The organism is Pseudomonas sp. FFUP_PS_473 (genome assembly GCF_002858665.1).
GTDB classification, from domain to species: Bacteria; Pseudomonadota; Gammaproteobacteria; order Pseudomonadales; family Pseudomonadaceae; genus Aquipseudomonas; species Aquipseudomonas defluvii.
On sequence record NZ_PJQQ01000013.1, the window covers coordinates 85,059 to 99,905 of the forward strand.

The 14,847-nt window shown below is 60.4% G+C and carries 16 protein-coding genes and 1 tRNA gene; 6 read left to right on the forward strand and 11 right to left on the reverse strand.

The window, feature by feature from the left end:
- Positions 1–133 precede the first annotated feature (133 nt).
- The 4 genes from CYD26_RS11280 to CYD26_RS11295 all read left to right on the forward strand — a co-directional run bounded on the left by CYD26_RS11280 (position 134) and on the right by CYD26_RS11295 (position 3,441).
- Positions 134–736 carry a LemA family protein gene (locus CYD26_RS11280; RefSeq protein WP_099775660.1) on the forward strand — a complete coding sequence of 201 codons (603 nt, stop codon included), beginning with the start codon at positions 134–136 and terminating at the stop codon, positions 734–736.
- A complete protein-coding gene (locus tag CYD26_RS25710) occupies positions 736–1,470 on the forward strand; it encodes a YgcG family protein (protein WP_102052633.1) in 735 nt (244 codons plus the stop codon). Before CYD26_RS11280 ends, CYD26_RS25710 begins: the two co-directional genes overlap by 1 nt.
- A 27-nt stretch (positions 1,471–1,497) precedes the next feature.
- Entirely contained in the window at positions 1,498–2,115 is a 618-nt protein-coding gene (locus CYD26_RS11290; RefSeq protein ID WP_102052634.1) for a TPM domain-containing protein, read from the forward strand.
- A gap of 108 nt (positions 2,116–2,223) precedes the next feature.
- Positions 2,224–3,441, forward strand: a complete 1,218-nt coding sequence (locus CYD26_RS11295) for an SAM-dependent methyltransferase (protein WP_102052635.1) — start codon at positions 2,224–2,226, stop codon at positions 3,439–3,441.
- On the opposite strand, the gene CYD26_RS11300 is transcribed toward CYD26_RS11295, so the two are convergent.
- Both CYD26_RS11300 and CYD26_RS11305 read right to left on the reverse strand, forming a co-directional pair.
- Entirely contained in the window at positions 3,438–4,331 is an 894-nt protein-coding gene (locus CYD26_RS11300; RefSeq protein WP_102052636.1) for a DMT family transporter, read from the reverse strand. The two genes, CYD26_RS11295 and CYD26_RS11300, sit on opposite strands and share 4 nt — an antisense overlap.
- Positions 4,332–4,436: 105 nt before the next feature.
- Entirely contained in the window at positions 4,437–5,459 is a 1,023-nt protein-coding gene (locus CYD26_RS11305; protein ID WP_102052637.1) for a DUF4917 family protein, read from the reverse strand.
- Between the two features lie 114 nt (positions 5,460–5,573).
- On the opposite strand from CYD26_RS11305, the gene CYD26_RS11310 reads away from it, so the two are divergent.
- Together CYD26_RS11310 and CYD26_RS11315 are read left to right on the forward strand one after the other, a co-directional pair.
- Entirely contained in the window at positions 5,574–6,644 is a 1,071-nt protein-coding gene (locus CYD26_RS11310) for a glycerophosphodiester phosphodiesterase family protein (protein ID WP_102052638.1), read from the forward strand.
- Between the two features lie 68 nt (positions 6,645–6,712).
- Entirely contained in the window at positions 6,713–7,345 is a 633-nt protein-coding gene (locus CYD26_RS11315; RefSeq protein WP_102052639.1) for a LysE family translocator, read from the forward strand.
- Positions 7,346–7,441: 96 nt separating this feature from the next.
- Here CYD26_RS11315 and CYD26_RS11320 read toward each other — a convergent pair whose 3' ends face one another.
- The 9 genes from CYD26_RS11320 to CYD26_RS11360 all read right to left on the reverse strand — a co-directional run bounded on the left by CYD26_RS11320 (position 7,442) and on the right by CYD26_RS11360 (position 14,791).
- Complete coding sequence (locus CYD26_RS11320; RefSeq protein WP_065758674.1) at positions 7,442–7,747, reverse strand: DUF3077 domain-containing protein; 306 nt, start codon at positions 7,745–7,747, stop codon at positions 7,442–7,444.
- 308 nt (positions 7,748–8,055) lie between these two features.
- Entirely contained in the window at positions 8,056–9,756 is a 1,701-nt protein-coding gene (locus tag CYD26_RS11325; RefSeq protein ID WP_102052640.1) for a SulP family inorganic anion transporter, read from the reverse strand.
- 365 nt (positions 9,757–10,121) lie between these two features.
- Positions 10,122–10,415 carry a NadS family protein gene (gene nadS / locus CYD26_RS11330; protein WP_102052641.1) on the reverse strand — a complete coding sequence of 98 codons (294 nt, stop codon included), beginning with the start codon at positions 10,413–10,415 and terminating at the stop codon, positions 10,122–10,124.
- Complete coding sequence (locus tag CYD26_RS11335; RefSeq protein ID WP_102052642.1) at positions 10,415–10,729, reverse strand: type II toxin-antitoxin system RelE/ParE family toxin; 315 nt, start codon at positions 10,727–10,729, stop codon at positions 10,415–10,417. Before CYD26_RS11335 ends, nadS begins: the two co-directional genes overlap by 1 nt.
- Positions 10,730–10,941: 212 nt before the next feature.
- Positions 10,942–11,015 (reverse strand) — tRNA-Gly (locus CYD26_RS11340).
- A gap of 150 nt (positions 11,016–11,165) precedes the next feature.
- The gene (locus CYD26_RS11345) at positions 11,166–12,050 is read right to left on the reverse strand and encodes an alpha/beta fold hydrolase (protein ID WP_102052643.1); all 885 of its coding nucleotides are present in this window, start codon (positions 12,048–12,050) and stop codon (positions 11,166–11,168) included.
- Positions 12,051–12,371: 321 nt separating this feature from the next.
- Entirely contained in the window at positions 12,372–13,064 is a 693-nt protein-coding gene (locus CYD26_RS11350) for a pseudouridine synthase (protein ID WP_102052644.1), read from the reverse strand.
- A 33-nt stretch (positions 13,065–13,097) separates the two neighbouring features.
- Positions 13,098–13,319, reverse strand: coding sequence for a cysteine-rich CWC family protein (locus CYD26_RS11355; protein WP_065761120.1), 222 nt, complete (start codon positions 13,317–13,319; stop codon positions 13,098–13,100).
- Positions 13,316–14,791 (reverse strand): sensor domain-containing diguanylate cyclase, encoded by a 1,476-nt coding sequence (locus CYD26_RS11360; RefSeq protein ID WP_102052645.1) that lies wholly within the window; start codon positions 14,789–14,791, stop codon positions 13,316–13,318. The genes CYD26_RS11355 and CYD26_RS11360 overlap by 4 nt, the downstream gene beginning before the upstream one ends.
- Between the last annotated feature and the right edge of the window lie 56 nt (positions 14,792–14,847).

A 14,847-nucleotide genomic window follows, 5' to 3' on the forward strand; every position in this document is an offset into this window, starting at 1 on the left:
CCGAAATTGGGGGAGCAGCTATTGTTGTAATGGGCTGGGATCTTTTAGCCGATTGTGCCATTGCATTCCAGCGATGGCCGGGGATTATGCCTGAAGTCCGGACTTTTACGGGTAATCAAGGAGCACGATGACGATGCAGGTACTTCATGCCAAAGCGATACGGCTCTGGGTCGTGTTGATGCTGTCCAGCCTGCTGGCCGGTTGTGGGATCAACAACATTCCTCAGTATGACGAACAGGTCAAGGCGGCCTGGGCGCAAGTGCAGAACCAGTACCAGCGGCGCGCCGACCTGATTCCCAACCTGGTGGAGACGGTAAAAGGCTATGCCAAGCAAGAGCAGACCACCCTGACCGCCGTTGTCGAGGCCCGGGCCAAGGCCACCTCGATTCAGGTCGACGCCAGTACCTTGGACGACCCGGAAAAATTGCGCCAGTTCCAGGCGGCACAAGCTCAACTCAGCGGGGCCTTGAGCCGGCTGATGGCGGTTTCCGAGCGTTACCCGGAGCTGAAGTCGAACCAGAATTTTCTGGCCCTGCAGTCGCAACTCGAAGGCACGGAAAACCGGATTGCCGTGGCGCGCAAGGATTTCATCGCCGCCGTACAACGCTACAACACCGAGATCCGCACCTTTCCCGGGCGTATCTGGCACAGCTTGATGTACAGCGACATGCCGCTGCGTGAGACCTTCGAGGCGACCAGTGCCGATGCCGACAAAGCCCCTGAAGTGAAATTCTGATGCGCCTGCTCAAGGCTGCTGTGCTGCTGGCACTGCTCTGTGCAGCCTTGACGCTGCGCGCTGAACCCAGCTTCCCGGCCCTGACCGGGCGCGTGGTGGACGAGGCTCATTTGCTCGATGCGGCCAGTATTGCCCAGCTCAGCCAGATGTTGGCGGCCCATGAGCAGGCCAGCGGCGGTGAGCAGGTGGTGGTGGTCACCTTGCCTGACCTGCAAGGCATGAGCATTGAAGACTACGGCTACCAGCTAGGACGGCACTGGGGGATCGGCCAGCGCGGCAAGGACAATGGCGCATTGCTGATCGTCGCGCCACAGGCGCGCAAGCTGCGTATCGAGGTCGGCTACGGGCTGGAAGAGCGCCTGACCGATGCCCAGTCCTCCGTCATCATCAACAGCATCATTACCCCGGCGTTTCGGCGCGGCGAGTTCAGCCAAGGTATCGTTCAGGGCACGGCGGCGATTATTCAGGTATTGGGGGGCAACCCCTTGGCCGAACCGGCCCAGGCGACGGGCGCAGAGGCCGAAGGCGGCTCGCGTGGCTGGACCATCGGCTTGTTCATCTTGCTGGTGGTACTCGCCTTCACCTTGCAAGGCTTGGGCTTGAGCGGTGGGCGAGGCGGGCGCGGCGGCGGTTTTGGTGGCGGCCTTGGTGGCTTCGGCGGCGGTTCGGGTGGGGGCGGCTTCAGTGGCGGTGGCGGCAGTTTTGGCGGTGGCGGCTCATCGGGCGGCTGGTAGATAACTCATCAACAAGAGCCACAGTGCATGGCATTGCTCAGTGAATTTGAACAACGGCAGGTCGCCGAGGCGATTGCCCAGGTCGAGCGCAACACCGACGCGGAACTGGTCACGGTGTTGGCCGCTCGGGCTGACGACTACACCTATATCCCGCTGCTCTGGGCCAGCCTGCTGGCACTGGTGCTGCCGGGCATCATCTATTACCTCAGCGGCTGGCGGGGTGGGCATGGGCTGCTGATCGCGCAATGGCTGACCTTCATTGTGTTCAGTCTGGTGTTTCGTGTGCCGCGCCTGACCACCCGCTTGATTCCGCGCGCTGTGCGCCATTGGCGGGCCTCGAACCTGGCCCGGCGGCAGTTCCTTGAACAGAACCTGCACCGTACGGCGGGCAGCACCGGCATGCTGATCTTTGTCAGCGAAGCCGAGCGCTATGTGGAGATTCTGGTCGACGAAGGCATTTCCCGGCATTTGGACAATCAGGTCTGGGACCGCATTGTGCAGCGCTTCACCGGGCAGGTCGGGCAAGGCCAGACCTTGCAGGGTTTTCTCGACTGTATTCAGGCGTGTGGCGAACTGTTGAGTGCCCATGTGCCACTGACGCAGGCCCGTAATGAATTGCCCAATCGCCTGGTGATATTGCCGTAAGGGCAGGGCAATCATCGACAAAAGCTGTGCCTGCGCGGGTCATCCACGTAAAATGCCCGGCACTGGCGCCGACTGGCGCGTCCCCGCACTCCGAGGCACCCACTCCTGATGTCCGATACCCCTACCGCCCAGGCCGCGCCGGATGCGCGTGCGCAGTTTCTGGCCCTGCTCGCCACCTGCCTGCAGCAGAATGCCCTGATCAAGCTGGTGCTGGCGCGCCATGTCGGCACCGAAGAAGCCCTGCAACGGGTGATCGCCAAGCCGCTGACCGTCAAGGGCCAGGCTTGCCTGTCGTTTGTCTACCGCTACCAAACCCGTGACATCACCCGCAATCTGCCGGTCGACGAAGCCCTGGCACTGGTGGCTGAACTGCTGCCAGGCAGTTTTCGCAACGCCCACCTGCAGAGCCTCAGCGATGAAGCCCAGTTGGAGTTCAGCAAGAAAGGCAAGCCGATGCTGCACCACAGCGCAGCACAGCAGGCACGTCAGGCGCCGGCGGGCGAGCATGACCGGGAGAAGAAACGCTACCTGGAACTGAGCCGACCGTTCCTGGTCGACCTGGGTGTCACCGATAAGCAGCATGCGCTGATTCCGGCCATGTCGCGCAAGTGGAAACAGATCAACAAGTTCATCGAGGTGTTTTCCCATGCCCTCGGCAGCTCGACCCTGGGCGCAGAGCAGCCACTGCGTGTCGCGGATTTCGGCTCGGGCAAGGGTTACCTGACCTTCGCCATCCATGATTACCTGCGCAACACCCTGCAGCGTGAGGCCCAGGTCACCGGCGTCGAGCTGCGCCAGGACATGGTCGAGCTGTGCAACAAGGCTGCGGCTCAGTTGGAGCACCCGGGCCTGCATTTCGAACATGGCGACGTGCGCACCGTCGTGCCCAGCGCCATCGACGTAATGATTGCCCTGCATGCCTGCGACATCGCCACCGACTACGCCATCCACACCGGTATCCGCTGTGGTGCAGCCATCATCATGTGCTCGCCGTGCTGCCACAAACAGATTCGCCCGCAAATGCACCCCCCGGGCCTGCTCAAGCCGATGCTGCAATACGGCCTGCATTTGGGCCAGCAGGCTGAAATGCTGACCGACAGCTTGCGCGCGCTGTACCTGGAAGCCTGCGGCTATGAGACCAAGGTGTTCGAGTTCATTTCCCTTGAACACACCAACAAGAACAAGATGATCCTGGCGATCAAGCGTCGCGATCCGGTCGATGCGAGCGTGTTGATGGCCAGAATCCAGGAGCTCAAAGCGTTCTATGGGGTTCAGGAGCACTGCCTGGAAACCCTGCTGCGGGCTGACGGTTTGCTCGCGGCCTAAACCTTGGCTGGGCGCTGGGCCGGATGCACCCGTGTGCGCCGGCCCAGTACCACAGTCAGAATCACCCCGGTGGCAAACACCCAGGTAATCGGCTCGACCTGTTCGCCAAAGAACAGGGCGGAAAAGGCGATAGTGAAGAAGATCTGCAGCAACTGCACCTGACTCACCCGGGCGATGCCACCCAGCGCCAGGCCAGCGTACCAGGCAAAGAAACCGATGAACTGCGAGAACAGCGAAACATAACCGAAGGCCCACCAGGTTTTGCTGCTGACCTCGCCCTGGTGCTGCAGCGCCAGGTACACCACCGGCCCGAGCAGCAACGGGCTGGCCAAAACCAGCGCCCAGCAGATCACCTGCCAGCCGCCCATTTCACGCGCCAGTCGCCCGCCTTCGGCATACCCCAGGCCACCCACCGCAATGGCGGCGAGCATCAGCAGGTCACCGGCCTGGATCTGCCCGGCACCCATGATCATGGCGTAGGCCAGCACCAAAACGCTGCCCAGCGCGGCGCAGGCCCAGAAGGCTTTTGACGGGCGCTCGTGGGACAACCAGGCCGCGTACACCGCTACGCACAGCGGCTGCAGGCCGTTGACCAGTGCTCCGTGGGATGCCGGTACGGTTTGCATGGCCCACGCGGAAAACACCGGGAACCCCAGAATGACCCCCAGCGCTACCAGGCTCAGCCCTTTTATTTGCTGCCAGGTCGGCCATTTTTCGCGACGCCAGAGCAACAGCGCGGCAGCGGGAATGGCGGCGACCAGCGCCCGGCCCAGCCCATTGAGCAGTGGGTGCAGTTCCTGCACGACGATACGGGTCATGGGCAGGGTCAGGCTGAAAATGACCACGCCGAGCAGGCCGAGGGCCATGCCGGTGTTTTCGCGGGTAGACATGCGGGAACGCCTTGGGCAGATAAGTCCGTCCATTGAGCCACAGGCGTTGGGTGCGGTCTTGTAACAGTTGCATACAAAACAACGGATACAGTCCCTGCACAGCGTTTAGCGGCGACGTTTGCTGGCAGGGGGAACGGCCACCGCCAATTCAGCCTGCCCCAACGGGTGGCTGCTGGCATCGAAGAAACACAGTTCGATGTCCGGGCGCTCGGCAAACAACGCCGCATAGTGCTGCTTCTGGCCGATGATCGCTGCTTCGCTCAGTGGGTGTACCGCAATCGCGAGGTGGCCGGGGTTGGCCTGTTTGATGGCCTCCACCAGATGCCGGTCGGAGCTGTCCAGGCGGTGCCCGAAAATACACAGGCCACCCTCATGGCTGGCCAGTTCGCCGTGGCACCAGCTCAGGTAGTCCGAGGTACGGATAGCGCGCAGTTTGTCGTCGCTTCTGCTTTCATTGATGAACAGCGGCACATCGCCGGGGGTGTTCACCGCAAAGCCGTCGAGCAGTGCGCTTTCGCGGGCACTGCGTTGGCGGGTGCTGCCGTCCTGTTGCTTGAGCAGGTGCAAGCCACCGTGCAGGTAAAGCAGGCGATGGCCTTCACCGCGGCTGCGGCGTACGTCAAACACGCCCTCCTCATCGAACAGCACCTGAAACCCTTCAGGCGCGTAGCTCACCGCCCAATGGGTGAGCAGGTCGTAGTTGCTCGAATAGATGCTGCGGTAATTGCGCAGCTCCTGGTTGAGGGTGTGCAGGGTCGAGGCAGGCAGCAGCTTCCACGGGATATGCACGCTGCGCACGGCATGAATCAGCGCTTCCTTGATTGCGTAATAGCGGTTCAGCGGTGCCGACGAACTGATGGCCAGGGCGGCATTGACCCGTACCGTGGTGTTCAGTGCCGTGAGCACCGGCTCGAACACCTCCGTGCCCATGGACTTGAACAAGGCCTGATCGGTAAGCCCCAAGGGTTTGTGGCGTACCCGCTGGGCCAGCTCGAACAATGAGAAATAGGCGAACGGGCGCCACACCATACGGCTGGCGCCGTTGCCCAGCAGCAAGCCGCTGCAAGGGCGGCGGGAGGCCAGTTCAGGCCAAGCGGCGAGGGTGGCGTCGAAGTTGGCAGAGGGCATGCAAGGCTCACAGACAGGTAATGCAAAGGAATGGGCGCGACTGTATCACGCACGTCCCGCTTGTCATCAGCGTGGGCGACTATGCTGGAGGCGTCCACTGGTTGAGAGAAGCCCATGTCGATACACCGCATTGCTGCCATCATGAGTGCCGTGCTGCTGCCCTGGGCAACAGCTCAGGCCATCGACGGCCCAGGCTTGGCAGCCGCTCAGCATATTGCCTACCCGGCGGTGATCGCCCATCGCGGCGCCTCTTTCGATGCCCCGGAGTCGACTGCGGCGGCCTATGCGCTGGCGCGTGAGTTGGGGGCCGATTACCTTGAGCTGGATCTTCAACGCAGTAGCGACGGTGCGCTGGTCGCGCTGCATGACAGCAACCTGCTACGCACCAGCGATGTGGCCCAGCGTTTCCCCGAGCGCAAAGACCGTCCCGTGAGTGCCTTTACCCTGGCGGAGCTGAAAACACTGGATATGGGCACCTGGTTCAACCAGGCCTACCCTGCTCGTGCACGCCTCGCATATGCCGGGTTGCAAATACTGACCCTGGACGAGGTGCTGGACATCGCCGAGGCCAACCCGCAGCGGGTGCCGGGCCTCTATATCGAAACCAAAGCGCCCAAGCTGTTCCCCGGTATCGAGCAGGACCTGCATGATCGGCTGAAGGCTCGCGGCTGGCTCGACATGCCTGGCCGGGTGGTGCTGCAAACCTTCGACCGCGACAGCCTGGCGTTGCTCCATTCGATCATGCCGCAGGTACCCAAGACGCTGTTGTTGTGGCTGGGCAAAGGTTACGTTGAACCCGCCGAGGCGCAAACATTCGCTGAGTCAGGGGAAACCGATCGAGCCGCCTTCCTCGCGCGACAACACCCGAAAGACAACGCCGAGTTCGAGCGCTGGCTCGACTATGCCAAGGCAGGCGGCGCCATGGGTGTTGGCGCCTCGGTGGCGCTGACCGGGGGCGGCGATCAGAGTTACGCCAACCTTGTACAGCCCTCGATGATCCGGAATGCCCATGACAAAGGGCTGCTGGTGCATGCCTATACGGTTGACCTGCCGGTGGATTTTCAAAAGGTGCTGACCGCGGGGGCTGATGGCATTTTCACCAACCGCAGCGGCGAGCTGCAGCGTTTTCTCGGGCGCTCACTGCCGCAAGATGAAGCGCCGATTCTTGAATCCCTGGGCTATTGAGTGGCTGGCTGCCGCGTGGACGCGCGCGTAGACTCTCGTGCCTTGCTCTGTTCAGGCCCCGTGTTCCGATGACGTTTTCGCTTGTGTTTGCTGTGCTCGCCTCCGGCTTTATCTATGGCATTACCCCAGGCCCCGGTGTCCTGGCGGTGCTCGGTATTGGCGCGGCACGTGGGCGTAAGGCGGGGGCGGGGTTTCTTTGTGGGCACCTGCTGGGTGATGTGCTCTGGTGTGGCACTGCGTTGGTGGCCATCGTCGGCGCGCGCCAGGTTGGCAGCCTGCTGTTTGATGGCCTGGGCGTAATCAGCGGCGTGTACCTGTTCTGGCTGGGCCTGCGCGCCTTGCGCAGTCGCCCGTCTGCTGAAAACGGGCAGCAGGGGCCGGTGCGTCAGCCGTTCTGGCATGGCGTGGTGTTCGGCCTGACCAATCCCAAGGCCTACCCGGTGGCCGTTGCCACCTTTACGGCATTGTTATCCAGCCGCGCCGAGGCACTGACCTGGTCGATGCTGCCCTTGTTGATCGTGCTCAGCTTTGTGGGTGGCTTGCTGGCCTATGCGATTCTGGTGGCACTGGTGGGCGCGCGCCAGGTCCGTACGTTATATGTGCGCTATGAACTGTGGATCACCCGGGCCTGCGGGTTGATGTTCATTGGTTTCGCAATCAATGCGCTGGTGCATGCCTTGCCGGGGTTGCTGGCGGGTTAATCGCGTGGCCCCAATCGCAGGCAAGACCTGCTCCCACCCGGCCCCGATCAAACCGCGTGGGATGCAGGCTTGCCTGCGATGGCGTCAGTGAAGGTATTAGCGCTTCATGGCCTGCGCTTCGAACCCGTCGAGCAGGGCGTCAATCAACGCTTTGGCCGCCTCCATCGCGTGCAGCGAGGCCCAGCGCAAGCCTTCCGGGGTGCGCTCGTGGCAGAAGCAGGTCTGGTTGACGGCATCAATGCCTGCCTTCAGTTGCAAGGAGGCATGCACCAGCGCGTCTTCGGCACTAATGCCTTCGTTAACGGAAAACAATGGCGGGTGCCCTGCGTCGCAGGAGCCAAAAGGTAGCGATGCCGTTTTATACGGCGCACAACGTGGTGGGTCGGGAACAATTTTCATCATGGTAAAGCTCCTATAGACATAGAGGAGCTGCCCTGACTCACTTCCACATGAGGGTGGCAGCCACACGCAGGGTGGAAGACCGGTCTATAGGAATCCGGCGCACCCCAAAGGGTGCCCTGCGCGTAGCCGCCATAACAAATCATACAGGCATAAAAGTACGCCAGCATTCACCTGTCAGGGAATACACGCCTATAGAGGGTCCAGACTTCCACATCTGGTCGCTGAATATGCAGCGACCCCCGAAGGCTAGTGGGCATGCCGTTGTGCAACAAGGTAAGCACTTCCCAAGGTTATGTAGGAAGTTTCGCTTACTCCGATGCAAACAGCTCTTTGTTCCGATTGCGCCATACGCGGTAGGCGCGAATGCCGGCCCGTACCGAGCCGAACAGCAAGCGATCCTCCAGTTCACGCGCGATCCCCGAGCGCACCAGCATGCGCAAGAACTTGCCGCGGGCACGGGCAATGCCGAACAGAATGCCTTGCGCTTTGAGGGTGTCCCGCACTTCACGCAAGGCCGCGATACCGCTGACGTCGATGGTGCTCACCGCTTCAGCGTCGAACAGCACCGCACGGGGTTGGTGTTCACGTTGTACGGCATCGAGCAGGCGCATTTTGAAGTAGTCGGCGTTGAAGAACAGAATCGCATCATCGAAGCGGTACACCACTAAACCCGGTACGGTGCGGGCATCTTCGTGGTGACGAATGTCCACCTGGCCTTCGACGCCGGGTAGCCAACCGAGTACGGCATCGGTTGGCTGGTAGATGCTGTACAACAGGCGCAGGATGGCCAGGGTTACGGCAATGATAATGCCCGGCAGCACGCCCGCCCCGAGCACGCCGACGGTGGTGAACACGCAAAGCCAGAACTCGAAGCGACTGAGTGTACGGATCTTGCGCAGTGACTGCACATCAATCAGCCCCCAGCCGGCCATCAGCAACACCGCGCCCAAGGCGGCTTGTGGAATCCAGGCCAGTGGTGCGGTGAAGAACATCAGGATCGCCGCGATCACCAGCGCGGCAATAATGCCCACCAGTTGGCTCTTGCCGCCGACCATATCGTTGACCGCCGTACGCGAGTCGGCACCGCTGATGGCAAAGCCCTGGGAAACCCCGGCAGCGAGGTTCGACACACCCAGTGCAAGAAACTCGTGGTTGGCATTGATCGCGTAACCGTGGCGCGCGGCGAAACTGCGGGCGGTGAGCATCGCACTACAGAAGCTCACGGTCGCGATACCCAAGGCGTCACGCATCAGGCTTTTCATTTCTGCCAGGTTGGTTTGCGGCCAGGCCAGTTCCGGCATCCCGGCGGGCACCGCGCCCAGAATGGCAACGCCGAAGCGGTCCAGCCGCAGCACGCCAACCGCCAGCGTGGCGATGGCCACGGTCACCAGTGCCGCCGGCAAGCGTTGGAAGTGCCGGGGCAACCAGATCAGTGCAATCAGCCCGGCAACCCCAATGGCCAACGTCGGCCAATGGATTTCGTTCAGGCGCTGCAGCATGTTGATCAGGCTGAGAATGAAGCCATCGCCCTCGATCCGAAAGCCGAGCACTTTGCCTAACTGCCCGGCCAGCAGGCTCAGGCCGATCCCGTTCAGGTAGCCGATCAGAATAGGTCGCGAGAAAAAGCTGGCGATAAACCCGGCCCGTGCCGCCCCGGCGGCGATCAGCATCAGCCCCACCAGTACCGTGACAATCACCGACAACTGCGCCAGCCGCTGCGGATCGCCCATCGCCAGTGGCGCAATTGCTCCGGCAACCATCGCACAGGTGGCGGCATCCGGCCCGACCATCAACTGCCGCGAACTGCCGACCAAGGCATAGACAATCATTGGCAAGATGCAGGCATACAAGCCCACATGGGGCGGCAGGCCGACAATTTGCGCATAGGCAATGGCGATAGGGATCTGAATCGCGGCCACAGACAGCCCGGCCTGAAGATCGTGGCGAAACCACTCGGCGCGGTAATGCAGCAAATTGGCCAGGCCCGGAAGCCAGCGGGAGAGAAACATGAACGGGTCCTTTCGACTGTTTCAGAACAACGCCGCGTTCATTCCCGAGCGCCGAAACACTGCGGCGGGCAGGGCGCCTGGTCAGCGTGCAGCGAGATGAACTGTTTGTACCCGATTGCAGAAACGTTGCAAGAAATTTCGACAGTAAAGCGACTGGCGTTGTTTTGAGTCAGGCGAGAGGCAAATGCGCAGGCCTAGACAGCGTCCCTAAGCGAAAGGCCTTGGTTCTTTGTTTAAGAGCAATGCCAATGTCACGGGCTTATAGGGTTTCTATGGGGTGTAGGCTTGAATTTGGCTTGGAAAAACAACCCCCCGCTAAAAGCGGGGGGCGTCTGTAACCTGAACCCGCCATGTGGCTGGGGCTTTCATGCTTCTGCCAACGCGGCCAGCACATGAGTAGGGTCATTATGAATCGCACGCAGCAATGCACGTGCTGGCCCTTCTGGAACACGACGTCCCTGCTCCCAGTTCCTGAGGGTCCCAACAGGTACATCGATTCGTTTTGCAAATTTTTCTTGAGTAAGACCTGTAGCTTCGCGGATTGCTTTCACGTGTACAGCGTCGACCCGGAATTCCCGGGATGGCTTGCGCTCACCACGGGCGATCTCATCCATCTCAGTCATGCTGTTAACAAGACGATCGAAGAGATTTTTGTCCATCATTTCCACCCTTGGTTGATGCTTTTTAGTACTGCCTTTTCTTTTTTCGTCAACGTATCCTGGATACCTTTACGGTAAATCAGCAGCATTCGTATCTGTTCTTTGTGGGTAACGTGGTAGTAAATAACACGCACACCCCCACTCTTTCCCTTTCCTTTTGCAGCCCAGCGGACCTTTCTCAATCCCCCGGTTTCCTCAATGAGATCACCTGCTTCTGGATGCTCTGCAAGATAGTGCTGGAGCTTCCGGTACTCTTCATCTTCGAGGTGAGTCTTCACATCCTCTGTGAAAATTGTTGTTTCGATGAAAATCATGCCGTCCTTGGGTATGCGTCATTGGCGTAGTTGAAGTCTATGTCGTACCTTCGCGCGGTGCAACAGGAGCCGGCGCAATCGCATTGATGCAGTGAAAGATTGAAAACGTCGTAGTGGCGGGGAGGGGGCAGATCAGGCTGGACTGATGGTAAGGAAAAATGCCTTATTTTCAGCAGCGTATGGAATCAGACGAATTTTCAGCGAGGGGAAAGTGGAGCGGGTGAAGGGAATCGAACCCTCGTTATCAGCTTGGGAAGCTGGAGTAATGCCATTATACGACACCCGCTCTGCAGGACGACTTTGTACCAGAAGTGAGGCGGGAATTGAAGCCTTTCTTCACGCGTGTTGTGCGGTCGGCCGGTAACGCAAGGTCTGCATCTTGCGGGTGCCCGAAGGCGTGTGATGCAGGTTGCTGCGTTACCGGCGACCCCGATGCTCAGAGGGCAAAGGCATGTTCTCCCAGGGTAAACGGCGTGCGTACGCGGTGTTCCCGAGGCGAGGGGGTGAGGAAACTCAGCAGTGCATCGCGCGAGTCGCGGCAAGCGGCCTTGTGTTCCATGTCGAGGAAGTGGCCGGCGCTCTGGATACGGCTGAAGTGGCTGTTGCGCACGTGTTTGCTGAACTTCTGTGCGTCTTCGGTGGTGGTGTATTCGTCCCATTCCCCGTTCATGAACAGTACCGGGATGTCGATGACGCGGGCCGAGCGCAGGGCGTTGTCCAGGTCGTGCTTGAGCACTTGGTTGATGTGGAAGTGCATCTGCTTGTATTCGTGGTTGTCCAGGCTGCTGACATGCCGGTAGTTGAAGCGCTTGAACAGCGACGGCAGGTGCTTGCCGATGGTGTCGTTGACCAAGGCGCCGACTTCGTAGCGGTCGCACTTGTTCAGGTAGTGTGAACCGCGCTCGAGGTAGTCGCGCATCGGTTCGTTGATCACCGGCGAGAACGAGCTGATCACCGCCTTTTCGATGCGCCGTGGCTTGTGGGCCAAGGCGAGCAGGGTGCAGGCGCCGCCCCAGGAGAAGGACATGATGTGATCGGCAGCAAAATGGTCGATCAGTTCCAGAAGGATCTGGCCTTCGATCTCTTTGGTCAGCAGATGGTCGTTGCGGTTGTGCGGCTTGGACTTGCCCGAATAGGGTTGGTCGTACAGCACAACGTTGAATTGTGGGTGCAGGTTACGCACCGTCTGGGCGAACGAGGCAGTGGTTGCCAGCGATCCATTGATCAGGATGATCGTCTTTTCGGCGGCGTCTGCGCGATAGAACTCCGTGTAAACCCGGTACTGACCTTGTATATCCAGCACAGCAATTTCTGGCCTCATGTCATCGACTCCTGGCGCAAGAAAGGGTAATCGCGCAAGCAAGATTGCACGTTCTTTATGACAGGTAGGCATACGCCTTGAAGTGAAACTGAGGGCCCTTGTCGATCCGCTACAGGCTGGTCGACGGGTATTGTTCTAGGCGGGCAATCTGCCGGACCCCATCACTTCGAGGTGCTGGTAGCCGGCAAAAAGGTGTCTTTGACTGCGGTTGTGACTGGTGAGTCACATGCAGACCGACGTTTGGATTCAAGCAGCCATGTGCTGAACCCGCAAGTGCCGTTGGTGTAATTGGCGATATTTTTCTGCCAGGCGGTCGTGACGTCAGAACGCGCTGATTTCGTCTGGGCGCAAGGCGCGGTACTCGCCGGGCAGCAGCGACGGGTCCAGTTGCAGGGGGCCCATGTGTTCGCGGTGCAGGCGTATTACCTTGTTGTCAAAGAAGCCGAACATCCGTTTGACCTGGTGATAGCGGCCTTCGACGATGCTCAGGCGAGCGCTGTGTGGGCTGAGTATCGTCAGGTCTGCCGGTTGCGTGGTGAGGTCTTCAAAGGCGAAGTAGAAGCCTTCACGAAACTTTTCGATGTAGTGCTCGTCGATGACGTGCTCGGTTTCGACGTAGTAGACCTTGGGGAGTTTGGTCTGTGGCTGGGTCAGGCGCCTGGACCATTGGCCGTCGTTGGTGATCAGCAGCAGGCCGGTGGTGTTGTAGTCCAGGCGACCGGCGATGTGCAGGTCGTGTTTGTCCGGCTCGTCGAGCAGATCAAGGACGGTGCGGTGCTGTGGGTCGACCGTGGCACTGACGCACCCCGCTGGTTTGTGCAGCATGAAGTAGCGCGGTGCTCTACCGGCTTGCACAAGCTGATCATCGACTTCGATTCGGCTGAACTCGCGCACCTCATGCCGTGGGTCGCCGACCTGTGTGCCATCGACGCGTACGCGGCGCTCTGCCAGCAGCAGGCGAACTTGCTGGCGGTTGTAGCAGGGCAGGTTGCTGAGAAAACGGTCGAGGCGCATGGGGCGAGAAGGGGCCAGTATCGGGGGCGCAGTTTAGCGCTTTGCGGCGTCCTTGGCTGCCTGCAGTTGGGCTTCTACCTGGGCGCAGCGCGGGCACAGGCAGGCTTTGTCACGCAGCTCGGCCGGCAGTGCTTCAAGCACCTGCGGGTCGATGCTGACGCCGTAGCACCAGCAATCGTGCGTAGCGCTGCGAGGGTTGGCGAGGCTGCAGTGGTTGCTGGCACCGCAGGCCGGGCAGAGGTTGGGCTCGTTCATGCGTGATCCGTGCAGACGCGGTTGCGCCCGCTTTGCTTGGCGCGGTAAAGCGCGTGGTCGGCGCGACCGATCAGGGTGTGTAGCGTATCGTCCGGGCGCAGGCTGCTCAAGCCGATGCTGACGGTCAGCTTGATGTCGGCGTCGGCATAACTGAACGCCAGTTGCTCGGTTTTCTGGCGGATCTTTTCTGCAACACCGAGTGCCTGTTGATGCTCGCTGCCCTGGAGTAGCACGACGAACTCTTCGCCGCCCCAACGGCAGATGATGTCGGAGACGCGCAGGCAGCTCTCCAGTACGCGGGCAAACTGGCGTAACACTTCGTCGCCACCCAGGTGGCCGTAGGTGTCGTTGAGGGCTTTGAAGTGGTCCAGGTCGAGTAGCAGCGCCACCAGTGGCTTGGGCTCGCGCTGGGCTTCGAGCAAGGCTTGTGCGGCAAGCAGGTCGAAGGCCCGGCGGTTCGGTAAGCCGGTCAGGCTGTCGAGGGTGGCCAGGGCCTGGATGCGCTCATGGTGGCGGTTGATCATGGCATTGAGCAGCGAGAGTACGACCAGGGTGATCATCGCGCAGATCGCCAGGTTGATGTACAGCGATTGGAGGATGCTGTCCAACCGGCCGTCTTCATGTTTTTCGACGAACAGGTACCAGTTCAGTTCCGGGATGAAGCGCACGTTGAGGAACTGGTTGTGGCCGTCGGCACTGCGGTATTCGCGGCTACCACTGACGGGGATGGGCATCTGCTGAGCCAGGTCACCCAGCCCTTTGATGTCGCTCAAGTGTTGCCCGGCCCGCATGCCCTGAGGGCCTCCATCAGAGCCGGTCAGCACGATGCGGCCCTGGCGATCAGCGAAGTAGACACTGCGCATGTAGCGTTTTTGGTAGTCGTCGATGCACTTGATGACCGATTCGAGGCTTAGCCCGACACCGGCGGCACCGATGAAGTTGTTCTGGTAATCAAGGACCTTGTAGTTGATGAAGATGGCCATGTTGTCCTGGTTGGCCATGTCCAGGTCGACGTTGATTTCGTAAGGCGCATCGAGGTTGCGAAGGCGGAAGTACCAGGCATCACGGGCTTCCTGCAGGTCGATCTGCTTGAGTACACCCTGGGCCTGGAAGTAGGTGTGGGTGAGGTCGGAGACGAAGAAGGCGGTATACGCGCGATTGCGAGCCATCACCTCGTTCAGGTAGCGGGTCATGCGCTCAGGCTCGTGTTCCCCGGCCAGCACCCAGTCGCGCAGGAACGTGTCGTTGGCCATCATCGATGAAATGAGGATGGGGCGTACCAGGTCTTTCTGAATTTCCGAGTAGAGGGTGTCGGCAGTCAGTGGCAGCTCGGTGTTGATGATGTTGTCACGGATCGAACTGCGTGAGGCGAAGTAGCTGAGCAGAGACGTCGCGAGAAAGCCGCAGCCCAGCAGGAGCAGTAACGCCAGGATCAGCGAACGTTGTGAAAACAAGGCAGAACGAGACGGCATGGCATTTCCGTTGCTGGTACCAGTGGCCTGTATTCTAGTGGTCTTGAAGAAAAATA

Excerpts from the sequence above, each read along its gene's own strand:
- CYD26_RS11280 (WP_099775660.1), top strand. The coding sequence starts at position 134 with ATGCAGGTACTTCATGCCAAAGCGATACGGCTCTGGGTCGTGTTGATG.
- CYD26_RS25710 (WP_102052633.1), top strand. The coding sequence starts at position 736 with ATGCGCCTGCTCAAGGCTGCTGTGCTGCTGGCACTGCTCTGTGCAGCC.
- CYD26_RS11290 (WP_102052634.1), top strand. The coding sequence starts at position 1,498 with ATGGCATTGCTCAGTGAATTTGAACAACGGCAGGTCGCCGAGGCGATT.
- CYD26_RS11295 (WP_102052635.1), top strand. The coding sequence starts at position 2,224 with ATGTCCGATACCCCTACCGCCCAGGCCGCGCCGGATGCGCGTGCGCAG.
- CYD26_RS11300 (WP_102052636.1), bottom strand. The coding sequence starts at position 4,331 with ATGTCTACCCGCGAAAACACCGGCATGGCCCTCGGCCTGCTCGGCGTG.
- CYD26_RS11305 (WP_102052637.1), bottom strand. The coding sequence starts at position 5,459 with ATGCCCTCTGCCAACTTCGACGCCACCCTCGCCGCTTGGCCTGAACTG.
- CYD26_RS11310 (WP_102052638.1), top strand. The coding sequence starts at position 5,574 with ATGTCGATACACCGCATTGCTGCCATCATGAGTGCCGTGCTGCTGCCC.
- CYD26_RS11315 (WP_102052639.1), top strand. The coding sequence starts at position 6,713 with ATGACGTTTTCGCTTGTGTTTGCTGTGCTCGCCTCCGGCTTTATCTAT.
- CYD26_RS11320 (WP_065758674.1), bottom strand. The coding sequence starts at position 7,747 with ATGATGAAAATTGTTCCCGACCCACCACGTTGTGCGCCGTATAAAACG.
- CYD26_RS11325 (WP_102052640.1), bottom strand. The coding sequence starts at position 9,756 with ATGTTTCTCTCCCGCTGGCTTCCGGGCCTGGCCAATTTGCTGCATTAC.
- nadS (WP_102052641.1), bottom strand. The coding sequence starts at position 10,415 with ATGGACAAAAATCTCTTCGATCGTCTTGTTAACAGCATGACTGAGATG.
- CYD26_RS11335 (WP_102052642.1), bottom strand. The coding sequence starts at position 10,729 with ATGATTTTCATCGAAACAACAATTTTCACAGAGGATGTGAAGACTCAC.
- CYD26_RS11345 (WP_102052643.1), bottom strand. The coding sequence starts at position 12,050 with ATGAGGCCAGAAATTGCTGTGCTGGATATACAAGGTCAGTACCGGGTT.
- CYD26_RS11350 (WP_102052644.1), bottom strand. The coding sequence starts at position 13,064 with ATGCGCCTCGACCGTTTTCTCAGCAACCTGCCCTGCTACAACCGCCAG.
- CYD26_RS11355 (WP_065761120.1), bottom strand. The coding sequence starts at position 13,319 with ATGAACGAGCCCAACCTCTGCCCGGCCTGCGGTGCCAGCAACCACTGC.
- CYD26_RS11360 (WP_102052645.1), bottom strand. The coding sequence starts at position 14,791 with ATGCCGTCTCGTTCTGCCTTGTTTTCACAACGTTCGCTGATCCTGGCG.